Source organism: Acinetobacter sp. CIP 53.82 (assembly GCF_000369465.1).
Lineage (GTDB): Bacteria > Pseudomonadota > Gammaproteobacteria > Pseudomonadales > Moraxellaceae > Acinetobacter > Acinetobacter indicus.
The window spans coordinates 430,963-454,118 of the sequence record NZ_KB850045.1; the positions used below are offsets into that span (position 1 = coordinate 430,963).

Annotated in this window: 19 protein-coding genes; 14 read left to right on the forward strand and 5 right to left on the reverse strand. The window is 44.8% G+C overall.

The window, feature by feature from the left end:
• Positions 1-48 precede the first annotated feature (48 nt).
• The 4 genes from rarD (at position 49) to F905_RS02540 (ending at position 4,276) form a co-directional block, all read left to right on the forward strand.
• The gene (gene rarD, locus F905_RS02525) at positions 49-978 is read left to right on the forward strand and encodes an EamA family transporter RarD (protein WP_005176706.1); all 930 of its coding nucleotides are present in this window, start codon (positions 49-51) and stop codon (positions 976-978) included.
• Positions 979-1,247: 269 nt separating this feature from the next.
• Entirely contained in the window at positions 1,248-2,705 is a 1,458-nt protein-coding gene (locus tag F905_RS02530) for a glyceraldehyde-3-phosphate dehydrogenase (RefSeq protein ID WP_005176709.1), read from the forward strand.
• A gap of 172 nt (positions 2,706-2,877) precedes the next feature.
• Positions 2,878-3,588 carry a hypothetical protein gene (locus tag F905_RS02535; protein ID WP_034597444.1) on the forward strand — a complete coding sequence of 237 codons (711 nt, stop codon included), beginning with the start codon at positions 2,878-2,880 and terminating at the stop codon, positions 3,586-3,588.
• 13 nt (positions 3,589-3,601) lie between these two features.
• Positions 3,602-4,276 (forward strand): hypothetical protein, encoded by a 675-nt coding sequence (locus tag F905_RS02540; protein ID WP_005176714.1) that lies wholly within the window; start codon positions 3,602-3,604, stop codon positions 4,274-4,276.
• Positions 4,277-4,289: 13 nt separating this feature from the next.
• Here F905_RS02540 and F905_RS02545 read toward each other — a convergent pair whose 3' ends face one another.
• Complete coding sequence (locus F905_RS02545; RefSeq protein WP_005176715.1) at positions 4,290-5,141, reverse strand: SDR family oxidoreductase; 852 nt, start codon at positions 5,139-5,141, stop codon at positions 4,290-4,292.
• A 115-nt stretch (positions 5,142-5,256) separates the two neighbouring features.
• On the opposite strand from F905_RS02545, the gene F905_RS02550 reads away from it, so the two are divergent.
• Complete coding sequence (locus F905_RS02550) at positions 5,257-5,631, forward strand: winged helix-turn-helix transcriptional regulator (protein WP_005176717.1); 375 nt, start codon at positions 5,257-5,259, stop codon at positions 5,629-5,631.
• Positions 5,632-6,131: 500 nt separating this feature from the next.
• Here F905_RS02550 and F905_RS02555 read toward each other — a convergent pair whose 3' ends face one another.
• Positions 6,132-7,319: an MFS transporter gene (locus tag F905_RS02555; RefSeq protein ID WP_005176729.1), complete on the reverse strand. Its 1,188-nt coding sequence runs from the start codon at positions 7,317-7,319 to the stop codon at positions 6,132-6,134.
• Positions 7,320-7,585: 266 nt separating this feature from the next.
• Here F905_RS02555 and cgtA point away from each other — a divergent pair, with 266 nt between their 5' ends.
• Positions 7,586-8,797, forward strand: coding sequence for an Obg family GTPase CgtA (cgtA, locus tag F905_RS02560; RefSeq protein WP_005176732.1), 1,212 nt, complete (start codon positions 7,586-7,588; stop codon positions 8,795-8,797).
• Between the two features lie 29 nt (positions 8,798-8,826).
• The gene (proB, locus tag F905_RS02565; protein WP_005176735.1) at positions 8,827-9,960 is read left to right on the forward strand and encodes a glutamate 5-kinase; all 1,134 of its coding nucleotides are present in this window, start codon (positions 8,827-8,829) and stop codon (positions 9,958-9,960) included.
• A gap of 83 nt (positions 9,961-10,043) precedes the next feature.
• On the opposite strand, the gene F905_RS02570 is transcribed toward proB, so the two are convergent.
• Positions 10,044-10,748: an SIMPL domain-containing protein gene (locus F905_RS02570; protein ID WP_005176737.1), complete on the reverse strand. Its 705-nt coding sequence runs from the start codon at positions 10,746-10,748 to the stop codon at positions 10,044-10,046.
• A gap of 468 nt (positions 10,749-11,216) precedes the next feature.
• On the opposite strand from F905_RS02570, the gene F905_RS02575 reads away from it, so the two are divergent.
• The 7 genes from F905_RS02575 (at position 11,217) to sohB (ending at position 20,927) form a co-directional block, all read left to right on the forward strand.
• Positions 11,217-12,590 carry a diaminobutyrate--2-oxoglutarate transaminase gene (locus F905_RS02575; protein WP_005176742.1) on the forward strand — a complete coding sequence of 458 codons (1,374 nt, stop codon included), beginning with the start codon at positions 11,217-11,219 and terminating at the stop codon, positions 12,588-12,590.
• Between the two features lie 3 nt (positions 12,591-12,593).
• Positions 12,594-14,126 carry a pyridoxal phosphate-dependent decarboxylase family protein gene (locus F905_RS02580; protein WP_005176744.1) on the forward strand — a complete coding sequence of 511 codons (1,533 nt, stop codon included), beginning with the start codon at positions 12,594-12,596 and terminating at the stop codon, positions 14,124-14,126.
• Between the two features lie 597 nt (positions 14,127-14,723).
• Positions 14,724-15,749, forward strand: a complete 1,026-nt coding sequence (locus F905_RS02585) for a substrate-binding domain-containing protein (protein ID WP_005176746.1) — start codon at positions 14,724-14,726, stop codon at positions 15,747-15,749.
• A gap of 101 nt (positions 15,750-15,850) precedes the next feature.
• A complete protein-coding gene (pstC, locus tag F905_RS02590) occupies positions 15,851-17,230 on the forward strand; it encodes a phosphate ABC transporter permease subunit PstC (protein WP_005176748.1) in 1,380 nt (459 codons plus the stop codon).
• The gene (pstA, locus tag F905_RS02595) at positions 17,230-18,624 is read left to right on the forward strand and encodes a phosphate ABC transporter permease PstA (protein WP_005176750.1); all 1,395 of its coding nucleotides are present in this window, start codon (positions 17,230-17,232) and stop codon (positions 18,622-18,624) included. Before pstC ends, pstA begins: the two co-directional genes overlap by 1 nt.
• A 13-nt stretch (positions 18,625-18,637) precedes the next feature.
• Positions 18,638-19,567 carry a phosphate ABC transporter ATP-binding protein PstB gene (gene pstB, locus F905_RS02600; RefSeq protein WP_005176754.1) on the forward strand — a complete coding sequence of 310 codons (930 nt, stop codon included), beginning with the start codon at positions 18,638-18,640 and terminating at the stop codon, positions 19,565-19,567.
• Between the two features lie 397 nt (positions 19,568-19,964).
• Positions 19,965-20,927, forward strand: coding sequence for a protease SohB (gene sohB, locus F905_RS02605; protein ID WP_005176756.1), 963 nt, complete (start codon positions 19,965-19,967; stop codon positions 20,925-20,927).
• A gap of 32 nt (positions 20,928-20,959) precedes the next feature.
• Here the strand turns inward: sohB and F905_RS02610 are convergent, their stop codons facing one another.
• Together F905_RS02610 and purB are read right to left on the reverse strand one after the other, a co-directional pair.
• Positions 20,960-21,598, reverse strand: coding sequence for a DUF2238 domain-containing protein (locus F905_RS02610; protein WP_005176759.1), 639 nt, complete (start codon positions 21,596-21,598; stop codon positions 20,960-20,962).
• 150 nt (positions 21,599-21,748) lie between these two features.
• Positions 21,749-23,137 (reverse strand): adenylosuccinate lyase, encoded by a 1,389-nt coding sequence (purB, locus tag F905_RS02615; protein WP_005176761.1) that lies wholly within the window; start codon positions 23,135-23,137, stop codon positions 21,749-21,751.
• Positions 23,138-23,156: the final 19 nt, after the last annotated feature.

Sequence of the window (23,156 nt, forward strand, 5' to 3'; positions counted from 1 at the left end):
GAGATGAACTGAGTATAATCAGCGCTCGGCAAAGATCAGGAGTGAAAGATGTATAAAGGCGTTGCTTTGTCTGTATTGGCATCCATCACTTTTGGTGTGCTGTATTTCTATACCCAGTTTCTGCAACCTTTAGACAGTGAAGAAACTTTTGCCTGGCGCATGCTGTCCACCTTGCCTTTTATCACCCTGTTTATGTGGTGGAGTGGTGATTTAAAGCATGTGGCCGAGATTTTCAGGCGGGTGCTACAACAGCCGCTTTTATTGCTGTGGCTGCTGATCAGTTCGTTCTTATGTACCACGCAACTGTGGCTGTTTTTATGGGGGCCAATTAACGGCCGTGGTCTGGAAGTTTCGCTCGGTTATTTCCTGTTGCCACTGGTGATGGTGCTGGTTGGCTGTGTGCTGTATAAGGAAAAACTGTCCAGCTGGCAAATGCTGGCGGTGGCGCTAGCCGTACTGGGCGTCGGACATGAAATCTGGCGCATTGGCAGTGTGGCCTGGGAAACTGTGTATGTGGCGCTGGCTTATCCTTTGTATTTCTTTTTACGCCGTCAGTTTAAAACCGACAATTTAGGCGGTTTCTGGTGGGATCTGTTCCTGATTTTACCAGTCGCGTTTTATCTGGGCTTTGTTTATAGCGACAGCATGGCATTGCTGTTGAATTACTCGCATCTGATCTGGGCTGTGCTGGGACTGGGCTTTTTAAGTGCCTTAGGTTTGGGCAGTTATATTCTGGCCAGCCGTTATTTGCCTTTTGTGATTTTTGGTTTGCTTAGCTATCTGGAACCGGTGTTGCTGGCTTTCGCCTCGATGATGCTGGGCGAGCGTGTTGAAGCCGATGAATGGCTGACCTATATTCCAATCTGGCTGGCGGTATTGCTGCTGGTGATTGAAGGTGTACTGCATGTACTGAAACAGAAACGGCAGGAACGGGCCTTACAAAAAAATGTCCAGAACTATCAGGACCGGCTGGAATAGCAAAAAAATATTGTTATCAGTCGGTAAAATTTGTCTGATAAAGCAACAAACAGATAACTTGCTCTTTTTTATATGAAAAATAGCGGTTTTTAAAGATTTAGGAGCGAAATCATAAAAATAATTACAACTATTTTGCAAATTTATACTGAATATATAGCAAAATAGAGCGGTCTTAGACAGCTTTTGATTCAATCTTGCCGCCAATTCCATTACAATTGTCGGGTTTTGAATTTTATGCCTAGATATACAATTAATTAGAGGACGTATCTGTGAGCAAAGAGACTATCATCGCCCTACACGCAGAGCACCAAGGTCGCTGGAAAAACCGTGAAGAAATCGCGGAACAAATGATCGCTTTGATCGGTAAGCTGTACCGTGAGAAAAATATTGTTGTTTCAGTATTTGGACGTTCTTTAGTTAACCGTTCAGTGATTCAGATTTTAAAAGCACACCGTTTCACGCGTATGATGGACGTTGAGCTTTCAGTTGTACACACTTTCCCGATTCTTGAAGCATTAGCAAAAGTTGAAAACATTGGTACTGCTGAAATCGACCTGGGTAAACTTGCGGTTGCCTTTAAAGAGCAAGGCGGCGATGCAGCTGCATTTGTAGCAGCTGCAGTCAAAGCGGTTGAAGGTCGTCCAACTTCTGTAGAAGGCCGTGATGTTGTACTTTACGGTTTCGGTCGTATCGGTCGTATCCTGGCACGTTTAATGATTGGTCAGTCTGGTCTTGGCCGTGGCTTGAACTTAAAAGCCATCGTAGTGCGTAAATCTGCAGATGGTGATTTGGAAAAACGTGCGTCTTTATTACGTCGTGACTCGATCCATGGTCCATTCTCTGGCACCATTTCTGTTGATGAAGAAAACGAAGCAATTATTGCGAACGGTCAGTTCATTAAAGTGATCTATGCATCTAACCCGTCTGAAGTAGATTACACTGCATACGGTATTAACAATGCACTGGTAATCGACAACACCGGTAAATGGCGTGATGCTGACGGTCTGGCTCAGCACCTGCAATGCCCAGGCGCAGCACGTGTCATTCTGACTGCACCTGGTAAAGGTGACATGAAGAACGTTGTTTATGGTGTAAACCAGGGCGACATTCTGGATGAAGATGCCATCATCTCTGCAGCAAGCTGTACTACAAACGCAATCACGCCAACCTTGAAAGTGTTAGACGACAAATACAAGGTGCTTAACGGTCACGTTGAAACAGTTCACTCGTTCACTAACGACCAGAACCTGATCGACAACTACCACAAAGCTGACCGTCGTGGCCGTGCTGCTACATTGAACATGGTAATTACTGAAACTGGTGCAGCGAAAGCAGTTGCGAAAGCACTTCCAGCGCTGAAAGGCAAGTTAACCGGTAACTCTGTACGTGTTCCAACACCAAACGTATCACTGGCAATTCTGAACCTGACGCTTGAGAAAGAAGTTGAGCGTGACGAAGTGAACGAATACATCCGTCAAATCTCAATCAGCTCGAACCTGCAAGGTCAGATCGGTTATACCAACTCGACTGAAGTGGTATCTTCTGACTTCATCGGTTCACGTACTGCAGGTGTATTTGACGCGCAAGCAACCATCACTTCAGGTAACCGTTTAACGGCTTATGTATGGTACGACAACGAAGTGGGCTATAGCTGCCAGGTATTGCGTATCGCTGAACAGATGGGCGGCGTAAGCTATCCAAAAGTTCCTGCTGAAACAAATGCTTAATTTGTAATGCAGACCAGAAAGAGCCTCATTTGAGGCTCTTTTTTATCTTTCATTAAAATAATAAGCAAAGACGCTATACAAAAAATTGCAAACCGTATCACGGTTTTTGGGCACAATTTCTGTCGAGAAAAACAAAAATGACAGATAGGATAAACCGTTGCCAAACAGATTGATGCTCCGCGGCATAATCTTGATGGTGCTGGCAGCCATGGTAGGTGTAGCAATTGCCTTATGGATTTTTCGGCATTTTCAGATTTATATTCCGCTCGAAAACCAGCAGGTCAATATTGATTTGCAGGAAGCACTCCAAGCCGAAGTTAAAATTCATGATGCACTGGATGTCGATGTCAGTGGCCGGGTCAATGCGGTTATTCCCATTCAGGAAAATCTGGATATTCCGTTGACCCAGACCTTAAATCCACGGGTGTATTTTGATACGCATGTCCCAATCCGTACCACCATTCCGGTGCGGGAAACTTTAAAAATTAACCAGCCTTTGGCAGTCGATACCCAGGTCAAAGTCAGGTTGATGGGTAAAGACATCAGTTTGCCGCTCAAAGGCACCATTCCCATTGTGCTGGATGTCCCCATTTATATGGATGTGCCGCTGGCGCAAAAAGTCCATTTAAAATTTAATGCGCCGGTAAAAACCGCATTAAAAGAAAACCTGAATATTCCATTAAAAACCACACTGAATACCCAGATTCCGGTACAAGGTCATTTAAATGTGCCAATTCAAACCGCGCTGAAGGCCTCGGTGGATGTAAAAAATACCTTACCAATTAAGATTGAGCAGGGTGAGCTGAATATTCCTTTAAACAGTATCCGTCTGGCGACGGCCGAAACGGCGCAGCCACAGACTACTGTACAAATGGTCGAGTAGAGGAGCGTGCAAGATGTTTTCTTCACTTCGCCATCAGCTTGTGTTGGGCTTGATTGTGGCTGCGCTGGTCGCACTTCTATTCTGGCTGTACTTAAATATTCAGGCCTCGATGTATGTGAATGCCCAAAAAGCACGGCTGTTGTTACCGGAAGATTTACTTACTCATATTGAGGTCGGCAATTATTTACAGGCGCATACCCAAGGCCATTTAGATACTGAAATTCAGCTGGATCAGCAGGTGCAATTGCCGTTAGAAGGCAAATATCCGGCCAATCTGCAATTTGTAGTCACCACACCGATTGATGTAAAAGTGGACTATAAAACCCATATTCAAATTGATCAGCTGACGCCGCTACAGACCAGCACCGATTTAATCTATCAGAATCCGTTATTGCCCAAACTGCCGTTACAGCTGGATATTCCAATTAAAATGAGTGTGCCGTTTCATTTGCAGCGCACCTATCGGCTGCCAGTGAAGATTTTATTTAATGGCCCGGTCGGTCTGGAATTTCATGAGCTGTTAAAGGTTCGCTTGCTGCATCAATTTGCGCCGCAATTAAATCTGAATGATCCAATGACCTTGCAGAAAGTTTCTGGATTTAATGCCACGATGCGTAATGTTGAGCGACGCACACATGCCAATCTGGATATGAAAATGGATCTGAAACTGAGCCAGATCCATCCATAAACTGAAGCTGACTTTAGGTCAGTTTCTGCAAAATGCTTGTAATACTTGCGGTTGGACGTCCCAGTAACGTTTGCAAATCCTGACTTTGGCTATACATGACGCCATTTTGGGTTTGAGCATCGACATCTGCCAAGAAACTGGCAAAACCCTTGTCTAAGCCCACCTGTAGCAACAGTTGCTCAAAGGCTTCAGGGCTTAAGTTATTGTACTGCACTAGTTGTTGACTCACCTCGGAGATGGCTTGAGCAAGATCAGCCTTAGTAAAGCTTTGGCTTGATGCCAACTCATAGGTTTTATTCAGATGGGTATCCGTGAGTAATACACGTGCAATTGCTTCAGCATATTCGTCACGAGACGCGGCACTAATTTGACCATCCCCACTTGCACCATATATTGTGCCATGTTGGATCTCTTGGGTTAAGCCACCCAAATAGTTCTCGATATACCAGTTGTTGCGAAGCAGGGTATAGCTCAATCCACTTTCTTGAATCAATTTTTCAGTTTCACGATGTTCCTGTGCCAAGCTTAAACTGGAGTGATCTGCATTTAACAAACTGGTATAGGCAATATAAGGAACTTGACTCGCCTGGGCGGCTTCAATTACAGCTTGGTGTTGTGCAGTACGACGACCAATTTCATTGGCTGAAATTAAAAGTAACTTATCTACGCCCAATAATGCGGTACTTAAACTTTCAGGCTTGTCGTAGTCGAAATGGCGGATTTCGATGCCTTTCGGTAATTGTGCCTGGGCTTTTTCAATATTACGGACCAACGCAATAAGGTGATGTTCTGAACTTAAATTGAAAAGATGGTGGATCACCAATTGACCCAACTGACCGGTTGCACCTGTAATCGCAATATTCATATCTCACTCCAACATTGTTTGAAAAATAATCTTGATGGTTAAATACTAATCTGATAACTTACTAAATGTAAGTACATACCAAAAAGTAAGTCTATTACTCACAGGAAAGATTTTTATGTCAGCTTATGAAACCAGTAAATTACTTGGTCAGGTTTTATCCACAGATTGTCCATCGCGTGAAATTTTGGAACACTTAACCAATAAATGGTCGGTATTGATTCTGCGCTGTTTAAGTGATGGTGTACATCGTTTTAGCGAGTTAAAGCAGCGTATTGAAGGGGTGAGCGAGAAAATGTTAGCGCAGACTTTAAAAATGCTGGAACAAGATGGTTTTATATTAAGAACGGTTTATCCCGTTGTGCCACCAAAAGTAGAATATCAGCTGACGATTTTGGGTTCGCAAGCGTCTGAAAAGTTAAATTACTTGATTGGATGGGTAGAGCGTAGTTTGCCTGAGATTTTAGAGAATAAAGCGCGCGTTTCAAAATAGATTAAGTTGCTTGTGGGGAAGCAATAATGAAACCCTCTGAACATCTGGCCGCGTCACTTTTAGTGGTCTATGCCATTATTTTGACTTTTATTTCATAGCCGAATTCCATAACTTAAGCACAAACATGTTGGGCTCATTTTCAATTTCTGGAAGACACGACTGGAGATCAAAGCTTAAAGGATAGGATTAAATAATTTAATCATAAAAGAATAGGATTATATTCAAGCTATTCGCGGAGGTTAACGTCGAAAAATATCGAGTTTATTGATTATCGAGTATCTAGGCTTGGAAAAGAAATGGGTCATACTTTTATCGCGTTAGGTCAGAAGTTAATGCGCTATGCAATTGATCAACAATAATAAAAAGAAATATTTTTATAAGCTAGTTTAAACTTCTCATTCAGCATAACAGCCCCTCATCCTAGCCTTCTCCCAAAGGAAGAAGGAACTTGCAGGATTTATCTTATGAATGAGTCATGAGCAGTGATGAATCAAAATATTTTAAGCCTGTTTCATCTTTTTAAAATCAAAACGGTCAATCACTAAAATACCAAGCGCAAATACTAGTCCAAGTGCCACACAGCCAATCCATTCAAAATGTTCCCAGGCATACACCGCACCGAGTGAACCAATGGCTGCCCCTGAAAAGTAAATGGTCATATATACCGCATTAATTCTTGAACGCGCTTTAATATCAATCCGATAGACCAGGTTCTGGTTTAATACGTGAAATGCGGTCAGGCCAAAATAGCTCATCAGTACCCCAATCGCGTAGACCACAATATTCTGCTGGGCAAAAAACAGCGGAATACAGGACAACAGCATCAGGGAAATACATAGCGTTGCAACCAGATTTTCCTTGCCTTGTCCTACGGTTTTCCCCGACCAGCTGGCCGAATAAATCCCGATCACGCCAAGTAAGCCAAACAGGCCAATTTCAAAATCGCTAAAATGATAAGGCGCGCTGCCCAAGACAAAGGTCATTGAGGTAAAGACCATCGACAAAATGCCAAAGCCTAAGGCGCCGGCACAGGCACGGCGAATTAAATGCGGATGATGCCGCGCCAGTTTAAATAAGGAACGATAAATCCCCGTCACCGTTAAACCGGGTTGTGGCTGGGTATTCGGCAGTTTGTGCCACATCAGCAGGGCAAAGCCTAAGGTTAGTATTCCGCTGGATAAATACACACCTTCCCAAGACCAGTAGGTCGATACAAAACCGGCAAAGGTGCGCGACAGAATAATCCCCATCACCAGACCACTCATCAGTTTACCGACAATGGCAGCACTCGATTCCGGCGGACTAATGGTCGAGGCAAACGGAATTAACACCTGCGCAGAAATCGCACCAAAAGTGGCACATAAGGTAAAGAAATACAGTCCAGACAGGCTGCTGCTCAAAGACAGCAGGATTTGTGAAATTGCCGCGAAGACCATCAGACTAACAATTAGCTTGCGTTTATTGAGTAAATCACCCAGTGGCACCAATAGCATAAGTCCTAAACCATAACCAATTTGCGCGACTACTACAGCAAAGCCGGCTTGACTGGTGCTAATGCCCAGACTTTTTTCAATTGAATAAATGAGTGGCTGGTTAAAATAGGCAGAACCGGCACAGAGGCCACAGGCCAGCGCCATCAGTAATACAAATTGAGGGGACAGCACTGGCGTGGCGGTTGGGGAGGACATAACAATTTCTCAAGTCAGCGAGTAGCACACTATAGGTGTTGTGGACTGAAAATAGAAATAAGAAAAAACAATCATTTGATTGCTGAATATCATGCTTGGAAAAAAATAAGCGCTGTCCGGTTTTAGCTAGATTGCGCTTTTTAGATGGCGACACACAAATTGTAAAAAGAATTGTGAGCACAATAGATTTGCTGCATAAATTATTCGAGAAATCCTTTAAAATATGGCAGAATAGGCGGTTTTAAAGTTTTTAGAGGATTGGCAAGATGCGCTTTGTTGATGAAGCAGTCATTACCGTAGAGGCTGGCGACGGTGGCAATGGCGTAGCCAGTTTTCGCCGTGAAAAATTCGTACCATTTGGTGGTCCAGATGGTGGTGATGGTGGTCGTGGCGGTAGCATTTATATTCAGGCCGATGACGACACCAGTACACTCGTAGATTATCGTTATACCCGTAAATTCCGTGCTGAGCGCGGTAAAAATGGTGCAGGCGCAAACTGTGCTGGCCGTGGTGGTGAATCTGTGGTGCTGAAAGTACCGGTAGGCACCACGATTGTAGATACAGATTCTGGTGACATTATTGCTGACTTGGTCGAAGACGGTCAGAAAGTACTGGTTGCCCAGGGCGGTGATGGTGGTTTGGGGAATACTCACTTCAAATCATCGACTAACCGTACCCCGCGTAAATTTACCACAGGTGTGAAAGGTGAATTCCGCGAAATCCGTTTAGAGCTGAAAGTGCTGGCAGATGTTGGCTTACTGGGTATGCCAAACGCCGGTAAATCAACCTTTATTCGTGCAGTATCGGCAGCAAAACCAAAAGTTGCAGACTATCCGTTTACCACCATGGTGCCAAACCTGGGTGTGGTCGATGCCGATCGTCATCGTTCTTTTGTGATGGCCGATATTCCAGGTCTGATTGAAGGTGCGGCAGAAGGGGCTGGTTTAGGGATTCGCTTCCTGAAACACCTGGCGCGTACCCGTATTCTGCTTCACATTGTCGATGTACAGCCAATTGATGGTTCAGATCCGGCACACAATGCCCGTGCCATTTTGAACGAGCTGGAAAAATTCTCGCCAACGCTGGCCAAATTGCCAGTAGTCTTGGTGCTGAACAAGCTCGACCAATTACCGGAAGATTCACGCGAAGAATGGTGTAAACATATTCTGGAAGAACTGCAATGGGATGGTCCAGTATTCCAGACCTCGGGCCTAATGTCTGAAGGTACCAAAGAAGTGGTGTACTACCTGATGGATCAGATTGAACAGCAACGCGAACGCGAAGTTGAAGATCCAGACTATGCAGCAGAAATGAAAGCCTTCCGTGACCAGCTTGAAGCTGAAACACGCGAGCAAACCATCGCCGCTAAAGAAGCTTATCGTGAAATGCGTCGTCAGCAACGTCTGGCGGGTCAGGGCGATGACTTCGATGATGACGATGAAGATGATGGCGAAATGGAAGTATATTACGTACGTTAAGCTCTTGATGAAGAGTAACTGAGGACAAGATGATAGAAGTGGTAGATGGGCAACGTCAGCTCCAGGGTTGTAAACGAATCGTTGTTAAAATCGGATCATCTTTACTCACAGCAAACGGGAAAGGCTTAGATCTGGATGCAATTTCGCATTGGGCGAATCAGATTGCAGATCTGCATAATGCAGGACACGAGATTATTCTGGTGTCCTCCGGTGCTGTGGCTGAAGGCATGGTTCGAATGAAACTAGAGAATCGACCCACTGATCTACCCAGTCTTCAGGCTTGTGCGGCCATTGGTCAAATGGGCCTAGTACAAACCTGGTCCAGCGTGCTAGAAAAACACGACATTAAAACTGCGCAAGTGTTATTAACCCATGATGACCTGGCAGATCGTCGCCGTTATCTCAATTCATGTGATGCCTTGCAGCACCTGATTGACTGGCGCGTGATTCCAGTCATTAATGAAAATGACACGGTTTCCACTGATGAAATCCGTTTTGGTGATAACGATACCCTGGCGGCTATGGTGGCCGGACAGGTACATGCAGACCTGTTGATTATCCTGACCGATCAGCAAGGCATGTTTGATTCTGATCCGCGCTCTAATCCGGATGCCAAACTGTTCCATACCGTACGTGCTTTAGATGAAAGCCTGTTCGATATGGCCGGTGGCGGCGGCAAGTTTGGCCGTGGCGGTATGTTGACCAAAGTCCGTGCAGCGCGTTTAGCGGCCAAATCGGGTTGTCCAACCTTAATTGCCAGCGGTGAAAGTGATAATGTACTGGCCCGCCTGATGGATGGCGAAATGCTCGGTACGCTGTTTATTACCGACAATGATCGTATCACCGCACATCAGCAATGGCTAGCGGCGCATCTGCAAACCGCAGGCCGTCTGGTATTGGATGAAGGTGCGGTAAAAGCCATCAAGGAAAATCATCGTAGCCTGTTACCGGTGGGTGTACGCGCCGTGGAAGGGCATTTCGAGCGTGGTGATGTGGTGGAATGTGTCGATCGTCAAGGCCATCGGGTGGCTGTCGGGCGGGTGAACTTTAGCTCGCGTTCAGCAGACATTATTAAAGGTCTGGCCTCGGACAAAGTGCATCAGGTATTGGGTGAAGCGCGTTCGCTGGAGATGATTCATCGCAATCATATGGCGATTTACTAAGCCATACAGATTCAACTTAAGAAATACAAAAATCCCGCTTCCGAGCGGGATTTTTTATTTTGGAAATAGAGGTAACGAGCAATTTACTTAAACTGAATCGTCCCGTTGGCATTCACCGTCATCTTCGATTCACCGGCAGCCATATCCGGTGCAGGTGCTGCTTCAGCCACTGCAAACTTGGCGGTATTGGCGCGCATTGCAATCGGGCGCGGGGTATAGTTATTGGTATTGATGTTCAGATTGACCAGTTGATAGCCTGATTTATTCCAGGCCTGGGTCAATAACTGTGCGCGTTGCTGGAAGTTTTTCGAAGCTTCAACTAGTAGCTCATTTTCGACTTTCTTACGCTGGCTATCTGACACACTGAAATGTACTGATTGAGTTTGCAGGCTCTGCTGCAGCTCGCCAATGAGCTGGCTGGCGGCTTTAAAGTCGGTACTTTCCAGATGAATTTCGGCACGACCGCGCCATTCTTTCAGTTTCTGACTGTCATTGTCATAAACCGGATAAGTCGACTGTGAACCACTTTCTACTTTAACCGTCGAATATTTTCGCGCTGTGGCCATCGCCTGATTCATAATTTGGGTAATCTGATTGGCCAGTTCAGAAGGCTGTTTATGACTGCGCTCGATATACAGCACTGCGTTCATCTGGTCATTGGATACCTGACGGCTGGCTTCTGCCTGAACATTGATCAGATTGTAGTTCAGTTTTTCGGTGGTCTGCGCCAAGGCACTACCTGAAACTGCAGCAGCCAATAAGCAACTGGAGAGAGTAATAAAACGCATGATTTTGTCCTGTTTTTATAGGTATTTATCTATCAAAGCATATTAGCCAAACAATATGGCTAATTTTTGCAGAGTTTGTGGTGGGATTGTAAAAAAATAATAAAATCTACTGACTCGGAATGGCTTGATTATTTATTTTAAAACAATATGTTATATTTAATAGTGGGTTTAATTCTGCAGGCAACTTACATAGGGTTAAAAAAAATATCAAGAATGCGGTTTTCTTTCTGCTGTCACATTGTAAGATGATAATTCAATCTAATGGTTAGACCGATAGAACTTTTCGATAAAATTAGCTCGATAAAATGCCAAAAGCGGTTTATTTTCCTGAAAAATTAGGTATCATCGCGCTCCTAGTTATTGAATATTATCTAGATCATCTAACTAGATTTTTATAAAGCACCGAGTCAAAGGACCACAAGTCACCCGACTTATTTCTTCAACCCATATCAGAGATGGTAATTCGATATGAGCGTTACTTCTGTAAACCCTGCCACCAATTCCACAAACGAATACTACTTGACTCGCCAAAGTCAGATGGAATCGAATGTGCGTAGTTATCCTCGTAAATTACCGTTAGCGATAGCGAAGGCACAAGGTTGCTGGGTTACCGATGTTGAGGGTACGACGTACCTAGATTGTTTAGCTGGGGCAGGTACATTGGCTTTGGGCCATAATCATCCTGCGGTGATTCAAAGTATTCAAGACACCATCGCGAGTGGTCTTCCTTTACATACTTTAGATTTAACTACACCTTTAAAAGATGCATTTACTGAAGCGCTTCTTGCTTACCTGCCAGGTGGCAAAGAAGAGTATTGCTTGCAGTTCTGTGGTCCATCTGGTGCAGATGCAACAGAAGCAGCAATCAAGCTTGCAAAAACATTTACCGGCCGTAGCTCTGTAATCAGCTTCTCAGGTGGCTACCACGGTATGACTCACGGTTCGCTGGCAATGACAGGTAACCTGTCTGCCAAGAATGCCGTAAACGGTTTAATGCCGGGCGTACAATTTATGCCATATCCACACGAATACCGTTGCCCGTTGGGTCTTGGCGGTGAAGCAGGTGTGGATGCACTGACTTACTATTTCGAAAACTTCATTGAAGATGTGGAAAGCGGTGTTACTAAACCGGCTGCTGTAATTCTTGAAGCAATTCAGGGTGAAGGCGGTGTGGTTACTGCGCCTACCAAATGGCTGAAAAAAATCCGTGAAGTGACTGAAAAACACAACATCGTGTTGATTCTTGACGAAGTTCAAGCAGGCTTTGCGCGTTCAGGCAAAATGTTTGCTTATGAACATGCTGGTATTGAGCCAGACGTAGTGGTTATGTCGAAAGCGGTTGGTGGTAGCTTGCCACTGGCAGTGTTAGGGATTAAACGTAAGTTTGATGCTTGGCAACCAGCAGGCCATACCGGTACTTTCCGTGGTAACCAGCTGGCAATGGGTACTGGTCTGGCGACAATCAACACCATTAAAGAACAAAACCTGGCGCAAAATGCGCAAGAGCGTGGCGACTTCCTGCAAGCTGAACTGAAAAAACTGGCAGTTGAATTCCCATGTATCGGTAACGTACGTGGCCGCGGTTTAATGATTGGTGTTGAAATTGTAGATGAGCGTCAGGAAAAAGACCGTTTAGGTGCTTATCCTGCAGATTCACAACTGGCTGCTGCAATTCAGGCTGCATGTTTTGACAACAAACTGTTGTTAGAAAAAGGTGGTCGTGGCGGTACGGTAATCCGTTTACTTTGCCCGCTGATCATTAATCAGGAAGAGTGTGTAGAAGTGATTGCCCGCTTCAAGAAAGCTGTGGCTGAAGCACTGAAAGCAGTACGAGGCGCATAATACATGGTAGATTTTGCAGAACATCGTAAAGCCTTACTCTGCAATGATGCTCAATCTATTGCTGACTATGAGTCAGCAATGGACCAAGCGACAAAAGCTGTCGCAGCATGGTTGCAAAACGATAAAATGTACACCGGTGGTAGCATTAAAGAGCTACGCAGTGCCATTTCATTCAATCCATCGAAAGAAGGTCTGGGTGTACAGAAATCTTTAGAGCGCATGGTCGAGCTGTTCCTGAACAAGAGCTTGAAAGTTCACCATCCGCATTCACTGGCGCATTTGCACTGTCCAACCATGGTGGCCAGCCAGATCGCAGAAGTGTTAATTAACGCCACTAACCAGTCCATGGACTCATGGGATCAAAGCCCGGCCGGTTCATTAATGGAAGTGCAGTTAATCGACTGGTTACGCCAAAAAGTCGGTTACGGTTCAGGTCAGGCCGGTGTATTCACTTCAGGTGGTACGCAGTCTAACCTGATGGGTGTACTGCTGGCGCGTGATGCCTGCATCGCGAAAAACTGGAAAGATGAAAACGGCAAGCCGTGGTCAGTGCAGCGTGATGGTGTACCGGCGGATGCAATGCGTAATGTCAAAGTTATCTGTTCTGAAAACGCACACTTCTCTGTGCAAAAGAACATGGCGATGATGGGCATGGGCTTCCAGTCTGTGGTGACCGTTCCTGTGAATGACAATGCACAGATGGATGTGGTTGCACTTGAGAAAACCATGGCACACCTTCAGTCTGAAGGCAAAATTGTGGCATGTGTGGTGGCAACTGCAGGTACAACCGATGCGGGCGCGATTGATCCATTAAAAGAAATTCGTGAAATCACCAACAAATATGGCGCGTGGATGCACATTGACGCGGCGTGGGGTGGTGCACTGATTCTGTCGAATGACTATCGTTCTATGCTCGATGGCATCGAATTGTCGGATTCTGTGACGCTTGATTTCCACAAGCATTATTTCCAGACCATTTCATGTGGTGCGTTCTTGTTAAAAGACGAAGCCAACTACCGTTTCATGCATTATGAAGCTGAGTATCTGAACTCTGCTTATGATGAAGAACATGGCGTACCAAACCTGGTATCGAAGTCACTGCAAACCACGCGTCGTTTTGATGCCTTGAAATTGTGGATGACAGTTGAAGCATTGGGCGAAGAGCTTTATGGTTCAATGATCGATCATGGTGTGGATTTAACCCGTGATGTTGCTGCTTATATTAAAGCAACAGATGGTCTTGAGCTGCTGGTAGAGCCGCAATTTGCATCGGTATTGTTCCGTGTGGTGCCTGAAGGCTATCCGGCTGAATTTGTCGATGCCTTGAACCAGAACGTCGCAGATGAACTGTTTGCGCGTGGTGAAGCCAATATTGGTGTAACCAAAGTGGGTCAGGTTCAGTCATTGAAAATGACCACGTTAAGCCCGGTTGCAACACTAGACAACGTGAAAAACCTGCTGGCACTTGTACTGGCAGAAGCAGAGCGTATTAAAGCTTCAATTGCAGATGGTACTTACACACCACCAATCGCTTAATCGCATGCTGCAAAGAAAGAGAGGCCTACAAGGCCTCTTTTTTTATCTCGGGTCATTGAATTGAAAAAAATGAAGATGAATGTCATGTATCTGTTAACAAGCCAAACGGGCCAAAAGAAGGGGATAGAAGTGAATAAAGTGGCTGAGTACAGTGAAGTGATCAATTGGCTGAGAGCGTGTGTTTCAGGCAACAGATGAATATATTAAGTTTAAGAAAAACTATCAATTTCGCTTTTTATAGAATATCGGGTGATTGTCATCAACCAGAGAGAATTATGACAATTGTAAGAAAGTGAACCGGTGCTGGATTGGCATTTTGTCATATTTTTACAGCGCTTTCATATTTTTTTAGACATCTTTCGAAATTTCAATAAGGTAGTTAAATGTTATTAAAATCATTATCTTAAGTTAATATTTTGGTATAAAGCAGGCTTCTAGAAACTATAAAAACAAGCTGCAAAATAAAACATCATTAAAGTGTCATAAAGGTGTAACTTTATTGTCATATTTTAAACTCACAATGCACATAACGAAATAAGTACAAAACTTAATAAAAAGTGGCGTACTCCGAATTTGCATAAATTGAGAGAGAACAGAATGCGCTTTACCAATATCGCACTTGCATTAGCACTATCTGGGGCAGCTGTAGCAACAACTGCGAACGCAGCTCGTGACACCATCCAAATCGCTGGTTCTTCTACAGTATTGCCATACGCAAGTATTGTAGCAGAAGAGTTCGGTAACACATTCCCACAATTCAAAGCGCCTGTTGTCGGTTCTGGCGGTTCTTCAGGTGGTTTGAAACAGTTCTGTAACGGTGTGGGCGATAACACAATTGATATCGCAAACTCATCTCGTCAAATTAAAGATTCAGAAATCGCTGCATGTAAAAAAGCAGGCGTGAACCAGATCTTAGAAGTTAAAATTGGTTATGACGGTATCGTATTCGCGTCCAACTCAAACAAAGCTGCTTATAAATTAAAACCTTACCATGTATTTGCTGCTTTGGCTGCTGAGCTTCCATCGAAAGGTAAAATGGTTGCTAACCCATATACACGTTGGAACCAGATTGACAAATCACTTCCAAATGAACCAATTACTCTGGTAATTCCAGCATCTAACCACGGTACACGTGAAGTGTTCCAGGAGAAAATGGTTGATGCAGGTTGTGAAGCTTACGCAGCAATCAAAGCATTAGACAAAGATGCGAAGAAAAAAGCATGTACAACTTTCCGTAAAGATGGCCGTGTGATTGAAATCGCTGGTGACTACACTGAAACACTGGCACGTTTAAGAACTTCTCCAAGTGCAGTGGGTGTATTCGGTCTAGGTTTCTATGACCAAAACCGTGACAAGCTACGTGTTGCAACTGTAAACAACGTTGCGCCATCTGAGCAAACAATCCTGAACGGTTCTTACCCTGTTTCACGTCCATTGTTCTTCTACGTGAAAGGTGAGCACCTGAAATCAATCAAAGGCTTACAACAGTACACAGAATTCTTCTTAAGCAAGAAAGTATCTGGTAAAGGTTCTAAGTTAGACAAAGCAGGTCTGATCTCTTTATCTGACAAAGAACGTGCGCAAATCCTGGCGAACTTCAAAGCAGGTAAAGCTGTTAAATAATTGTGGTTAAAACAGCTGATGGCAGGGTTTCCTGCCATCAGCTTTTTGCGAAGAGAAATGTTTTTTCAAATAATGAAAATTGAAAAAACGGTGGAGAATACATGAATCTGCTACTCATAGGTGTGTTACTGGCAATTATTGCCATAGCCTATCAAATCGGGTTAAGCAAAAGCCGTAACCTAGCAGGTAAGGGAAATAATTCTGCAATGTTGCACTCACGCCCTGGTTATTATGGTGCGTTGGTGGCGTTGTGGTGTGCGATCCCTGCTTTTTTAATTTTGATTGTTTGGAATCTGGTTGAACCAACCATTTTGGAACAGGTGGTACTGAGTCATGTGCCGGCAGATGTTGCTGCCAACCTGAATGCAGCCAGCACTAGTGTTCTGGTAGACCGTGTGCAAGCACTGGCGTCTGGCTTTGGTGTAACTGATACACCAGCCGCCTATGAACTGGCAGCTGCTGAACAATTAGCAAAATTTGAAACCATTGGTTCTTATATCAAACTGGCCGTTGTGATTTGCGCAGCGTTAATTGGTTTGCTATGGGCGAAAAAACGTGTCTCTCAACAGTACCGTGCCCGTAACCAGGTTGAAAAGATCATTAACATTTCTTTAGCCCTCTGTTCTGGTGTGGCCATTCTGACCACCGTTGGTATCGTGATGTCGATGTTCGGGGAAGCCATGCGCTTCTTTAGCTTCGTCAGCCCAATGGACTTCTTCTTTGGTACCCAGTGGAACCCAGGTTTTAGTACCACCGGTAGTGCCGATGGTGAATATGGCCTTTTACCGCTGTTATGGGGAACCTTGCTGGTCAGTGCGATTGCATTACTGGTTGCAGTACCTATTGGTCTGATGATTGCCATTTACCTGGCAGAGTATGCATCTCCGAAATTCCGTTCATGGGCAAAACCGACCATTGAAGTGTTGGCTGGTATTCCGACCATTGTATATGGTGTATTTGCCTTAATGATTATTGGTCCATTCCTGAAAAGTGCCGGTGCATTGCTGGGTATTGATATCAATGCTACCAGTGCTTTAACTGCCGGTCTGGTAATGGGCATTATGATCATTCCATTTGTATCGTCTTTATCTGATGACATCATTACCCAGGTACCACGTGCTCTACGTGATGGTTCGTTGGGTCTGGGTGCGACTAAGTCGGAAACCATTCGTAAAGTGGTGATGCCGGCTGCCTTGCCAGGGATTATCGGCGCCTTCTTGCTGGCTGCATCTCGTGCAATTGGTGAAACCATGATTGTGGTCCTGGCCGCAGGTAACAGTCCGTTACTACATGCCAACCCGCTAGAAGCGGTTGCAACCGTGACCATGACGATTGTTAACCAGTTAACTGGTGATACCGACTTCGCAAGTCCGCAGGCATTGGTGGCGTTCGCATTAGGTTTAACCCTGTTTGTTATTACCCTGTGTTTGAACATTGTGGCACTTTACATCGTGCGTAAATATCGTGAGCAATACGACTAATGAGTACTTCAAATACTACTTCAATGGATCAACAACCGCTTGATCCACGGGCGGCCGCTGAATTACGCGCACAACGTAAACAGAAAATTGAAAGCTCGTTAGCAAAACGCCATCGTAAAGAAAGCACTTTCCGCATGTTTGGTCTGGCCTCGGTACTGGCAGGTTTATTCTTTGTCGTGTTGCTGTTCGGCAGTATTCTGGCCAAAGGTTTACCGGCATTCTGGCAAAGCAGTATGGCAGTGCCAGTCTACTTTGACCCAAGCATTATTAATGTGGGTGCACAGCCAAAACAGCAGGCAGGTGAATCTCCGGCGCAGTTTAATGACCGTATGATTGCCTGGCAGACTGAAATGGGTATGGTTGATTGGGATGCGCTTATCGTTAATGGTATCGTCGCTAAAGATGCGGCGCTTGAAGCCAAGCGTGATGATTTAGGCTACATGTACACCAGTTCTGAAGCCTATCGCTTACGTGATATGGTACTGGCAGATCCATCGCTGATTGGTCAAACCAAAGAAGTGAAAATTCTGGCCGATGCCAATGTAGATGTATGGCTTGCGGGCAATATTGACCGTGACCTGCCGGCAGAACAGCAGCAGCTAAGCCCGGAAATCCGTCAGCTGGCAGATGATCTGAAAGCCCAAGGTATTATAGAAAATACTTTCAATACCAACATCTTTGTCAGCCCGGACTCGCGTAGTTCGCCTGCAACTTCTGGTTTGGCTGGTGCCTTCATGGGTTCATTGTTCATGATGCTGATCGTGATCTTTATCTCGATTCCAATTGGTGTGGCATCTGCAATTTACCTGGAAGAATTTGCACCAAAAAATGTCATTACTGATATTATTGAAGTGAACATTAACAACCTGGCCGCAGTTCCATCGATTGTATTTGGTCTGTTGGGCGCTGCCATCTTCATTGGCTGGATGCATTTACCGTTATCTGCGCCACTGGTGGGTGGTCTAGTTCTAAGTTTAATGACTTTACCGACCGTAATTATTACCACACGTGCTTCACTAAAAGCGGTGCCGCCATCTATTCGTCAGGCTGCATTGGGCTTGGGTGCATCACGTCTACAAACCGTATTCCATCATGTATTGCCACTGGCATTACCAGGGATTTTAACCGGTGCGATTATTGGTGTTGCACAAGCATTGGGTGAAACCGCACCACTTCTATTAATTGGTATGAGTGCCTTCGTTGCGAGCGTACCGGCATCTCCATTTGATCAATCTACCGCATTACCGGTACAAATTTTCCTATGGCAGGGCAATGAATTGCGTAACTTCTTTGAAGGACGTACCGCTGCCGCCATTATCGTACTTCTTGCACTTATGATCGGCCTGAACAGTCTGGCGATCTGGTTACGTAAGAAATTTGAAGTACGTTGGTAATTGAGGGCAAAATATGACTACTGTATTAAGCACAGACAAACCGAATTCCTTAGAACAGGATAAAGCAGTGAATCCAGAGCAAACACAATTTACGTCAACTGAAGGCGAAGAACACAAACAGCCTGCAACTTCGTTTGTGTCTCAGTTTGATACCCAGGCGGCGAGCAAAAAAGAAGCCAAATCGAACAATGTCAAACTCAGCACCTCCGATGTTCATGTGTACTATGGTGAATCTGAAGCAATTAAAGGCATTGACCTGAACATTTATGAAAATGAAGTCATTGCCTTCATTGGTCCATCAGGTTGTGGTAAATCGACTTTCCTTCGTACCTTAAACCGGATGAATGACACCATTGATTCATGCCGCGTTACCGGTAAAGTCATGCTGGATAATCAGGATATTTATGATCCGAACCTGGACGTGGTGTTGCTACGTGCTCAGGTGGGTATGGTGTTCCAGAAGCCAAACCCGTTCCCGAAATCAATTTTTGAAAACGTGGCTTACGGCCCGAAACTGCACGGTTTGGCGCGTGACAAATACGATCTTGAAGAAATTGTTGAAAACAGCCTGCGTAAAGCTGGTCTGTGGGATGAAGTTAAAGACCGTTTAAGCCAGCCAGGTACCGGTCTATCAGGTGGTCAGCAGCAACGTTTATGTATCGCGCGTACCATTGCGGTTTCACCAGAAGTCATTCTGATGGATGAACCATGTTCAGCACTGGACCCGATTGCAACTGCAAAAGTTGAAGAACTGATTTCTGAACTGTCTACCCAGTACACTATTGCGATTGTTACGCACTCGATGCAACAGGCAGCGCGTGTATCAGACCGTACCGCATACTTCCACCTGGGTGATCTGATTGAAGTGAACTCGACTGAAAAAGTCTTTACTCAACCAGACCATCAATTAACGGAAGCGTACATTACAGGTCGTTTTGGTTAATTGCCAACCGCTGTATATCAAAAAACCGCAAATCAATATTTGCGGTTTTTTTATGGCTCTGGTTGAGGGGTAGGGGGAGGGTCATAGCGGATCTGGTGGATTATCCATCTATCAACACGCTTAAAACAAAGCTCAAAATAGATTTCAGTTTGAAGGGCTGAATCCGGAGCAGATCATTCCATCTGCTATCCAGTTGGTGGTTTTAATGTTGAGCTTTCCCAGCTTTTAAAAATCCCGTCCTGTTCAACAGGGCTGTATTTTTTAGTTGTTGCAAAAATGACACTACGGTTAACACTGAAGTAGATTAAATTAAGCAAATAAATGGGCTAATATTGAATTCTCAATATCCGCCCTCATCTAAAGCTTAGCCAAAATAAAATTGAGAACAGATTTTTATATGTTATTTCATTCCCCAAAACTACCTGCCGAAATTCGTATCCGTCATTTAAATGCGCGTATTAACGAACAACGAAAAAAAATAGCGCAGACTACGGCCTCCAAACTGGAGCTGTTGCAATTTAGCCAGCAATTGTCCAAAGAGGCACGCCTGCGTAAAAAGAATAACCAGAAAATTTATGTACTCGATTTTAAAGGGGATATGGCCGCCTCTGCGGTAGAAAATCTGCGTGAAGAAATTACCTTAATTCTGGCCACAGCCAAAGCTGGACGTGACCGCGTGGTGGTACGTTTGGAAAGTCCGGGCGGGATGGTACATGGTTATGGTTTAGCCGCTGCACAACTGGTACGTCTGCGCGATGCTGGTTTTCATCTGACCATCTGTGTTGATAAGGTCGCAGCCAGCGGTGGCTATATGATGGCTTGTATCGCCAATGAAATTATCTCTGCACCGTTTGCCATTGTCGGTTCAATTGGCGTGGTGGCACAGGTGCCAAACTTTAACCGTCTGCTAAAACAGCATAATATAGATTTTGAACTGTATACGGCTGGTCAATACAAACGCACCGTGACCATGTTTGGTGAAAATACCGAAGAAGGCAAGGCCAAGTTTGAAGAAGAGTTGCAACAAACTCACAGCCTGTTCAAGCACTTTGTTGAAAAGTACCGTCCGCAGCTCAATGTTGAAAAAGTCGCTACAGGTGAACACTGGTATGGTCAGGATGCTTCCGATCTGAACCTGGTCGATAAACTGCAAACCTCAGATGAATACCTGTTAGGGTTATTGCCACAGCATGATGTTTATGTCATTGAAACCCGTCGCAAGCCAACCTTGGGTGAAAAACTCGGCCTACAAGCCGCACAGGTGGCCGATTCTCTGGTGCCTGCGGTCATTAACAAGGTGATGGATACTTTAAGCAAAGCCAGTGCCAACCTGGTGCAAATGCGCGATCCTAAGCTCTAATCCAATTTTGCTCATGAAACATGAAAAAGCACTCAATCGAGTGCTTTTTTTCTGTCTTTGTATAAGCTCCAGCTTCCTGCCAGAATCGCGCCGAGCGTAGCCAGGAGCATATCTTTATGCGCATCCCAGACATCACCTTGCTGACCATTATAATTTTCAGCCGCTTCCGGGGAGAGGGTTACCGCGAGTAACCATTCCAGCCATTCGTAAATCAAACTGCTGCTCATGACCCATTGCACGACCAGCAGAAAAATCACCAAGTCTTTGGCCTTTGGAAAGCAGAGCCGATGTAAGCGGAAAAACAGCGGGTAGAGCAGCACGCCATAGGCAAAATGCACAAAGCGATCATACATATTGCGTTCCCAGCCCAGCCACTGATTTAAATCAAAGCCGAAGTATTGCAGCAGCCAGTCGTTATAGGGCACATAAGAATAGAGATAATGCGCGCCTAAAATATGAATCAACAGAAAGATAAGATAGAAAACAAAACTCGAAAAGCTTAAACCGACTTTTTTGAAGAGCGATAGCAGCACAATTAGCATGAGGATCGTTCCAACCTGATGTAGCACATAGGCTGAAAATTCCATCGGGTTGATACTGGCAAGCAGCATGGTCAGGCCTAATAGGGCCAGCATTAGCCAATGTTTGGCCTGTAATTGGTAGTCGATCATTCTGGTTATAGGATTGGGATTTGTAATTATCATAATAAAAAAGCGAAGCCGGAGCTTCGCTTTTTGATGCTGAGTTTTTCAAACTCACACCCTCTTTGTGCTTATCCCAGAGGGAGAAAGAAGATGTTGTGAAAAACTCAAATCATTTCATTAGATTTTAGCAATCAAATCTTTAATCTGTTTTGCCTGTTCAGCGGCATTACCGGTGTAAGACGCAGGGGTCATTTCAGCTAAACGTGCACGATCCGCAGCCGGAACAGCTTCGAGTTCGTTACCGTTGACGAAGCTCACCATCATGTCGCGAGTCATCGCTTGACCACGAGTCAGCGCTTTTAATTTTTCGTATGGTTTTTCAACGTTGTAACGACGCATAACCGTTTGAATCGGTTCAGCCAATACTTCTTGTGCATTGTCCAGGTCTTCCAGAATACGGTCAGCATTCAGTTCTAGTTTACCAATACCTTTTAAGCAGGCTTCAAATGCGATCAAGCTCTGTGCAAAACCAACACCCATGTTACGAAGTACAGTTGAGTCGGTTAAGTCACGCTGCCAGCGAGAAATTGGAAGTTTTTCGCCCAGGTGCGCAAGAACAGCATTGGCAATACCCAGGTTACCTTCAGAGTTTTCGAAGTCAATCGGGTTGACTTTGTGCGGCATGGTTGAAGAACCGACTTCGCCTTCTTTCAGTTTTTGTTTGAAGAAGCCCAGCGAGATATAACCCCAAACGTCACGGTTAAAGTCGATTAAGATGGTGTTGAAACGACGCAGCGCATCAAACAGTTCCGCCATATAGTCATGCGGTTCAATTTGCGTGGTGTACGGGTTGAAAGTTAAACCTAAAGATTCAACAAATGCTTGTGAATGTGCAGGCCAGTTGATGTCTGGATAGGCAGACAGGTGAGCGTTGTAGTTACCCACTGCACCGTTGATTTTACCCAGCAGTTCAACATTGTTGAATTGCTTGATTTGACGCGCTAAACGGTACGCCACGTTGGCCATTTCTTTACCCAAAGTGGTTGGGCTAGCTGTTTGACCGTGTGTACGAGACAGCATGGGTTGATCAGCATGTTTTTCAGCCAGCGCCACAATTGAGTCAATGATTTGCTGCATAGATGCAACCAGTACATCACGGCCGTTTTTCAGCATTAACGCGTGTGACAGGTTGTTGATGTCTTCAGAAGTACAAGCAAAGTGAATGAATTCACCGGCATTTTTCAGCTCGTCGATGTTGGCGATTTTTTCTTTCAGGAAATATTCAACCGCTTTAACGTCGTGGTTAGTGGTACGTTCAATCTCTTTAATGCGGTTCGCATCTTCTTCAGAGAAATTTGCCACAATCGCATCTAAGGCCGCATTGGTTTCTGCAGAAAAAGCTGGGACTTCAGTAATTTCCGGACGGTTCGCAAGCGCTTGTAACCAACGCACTTCAACAGTCACACGAGCATGGATTAAACCAAACTCAGAAAGGAAAGGACGAAGAGCATCACATTTGCTCGCATAACGTCCATCTAATGGAGAAAGTGCAGTTAAAGCGTTCATAACGATTCCTTAAACTTTG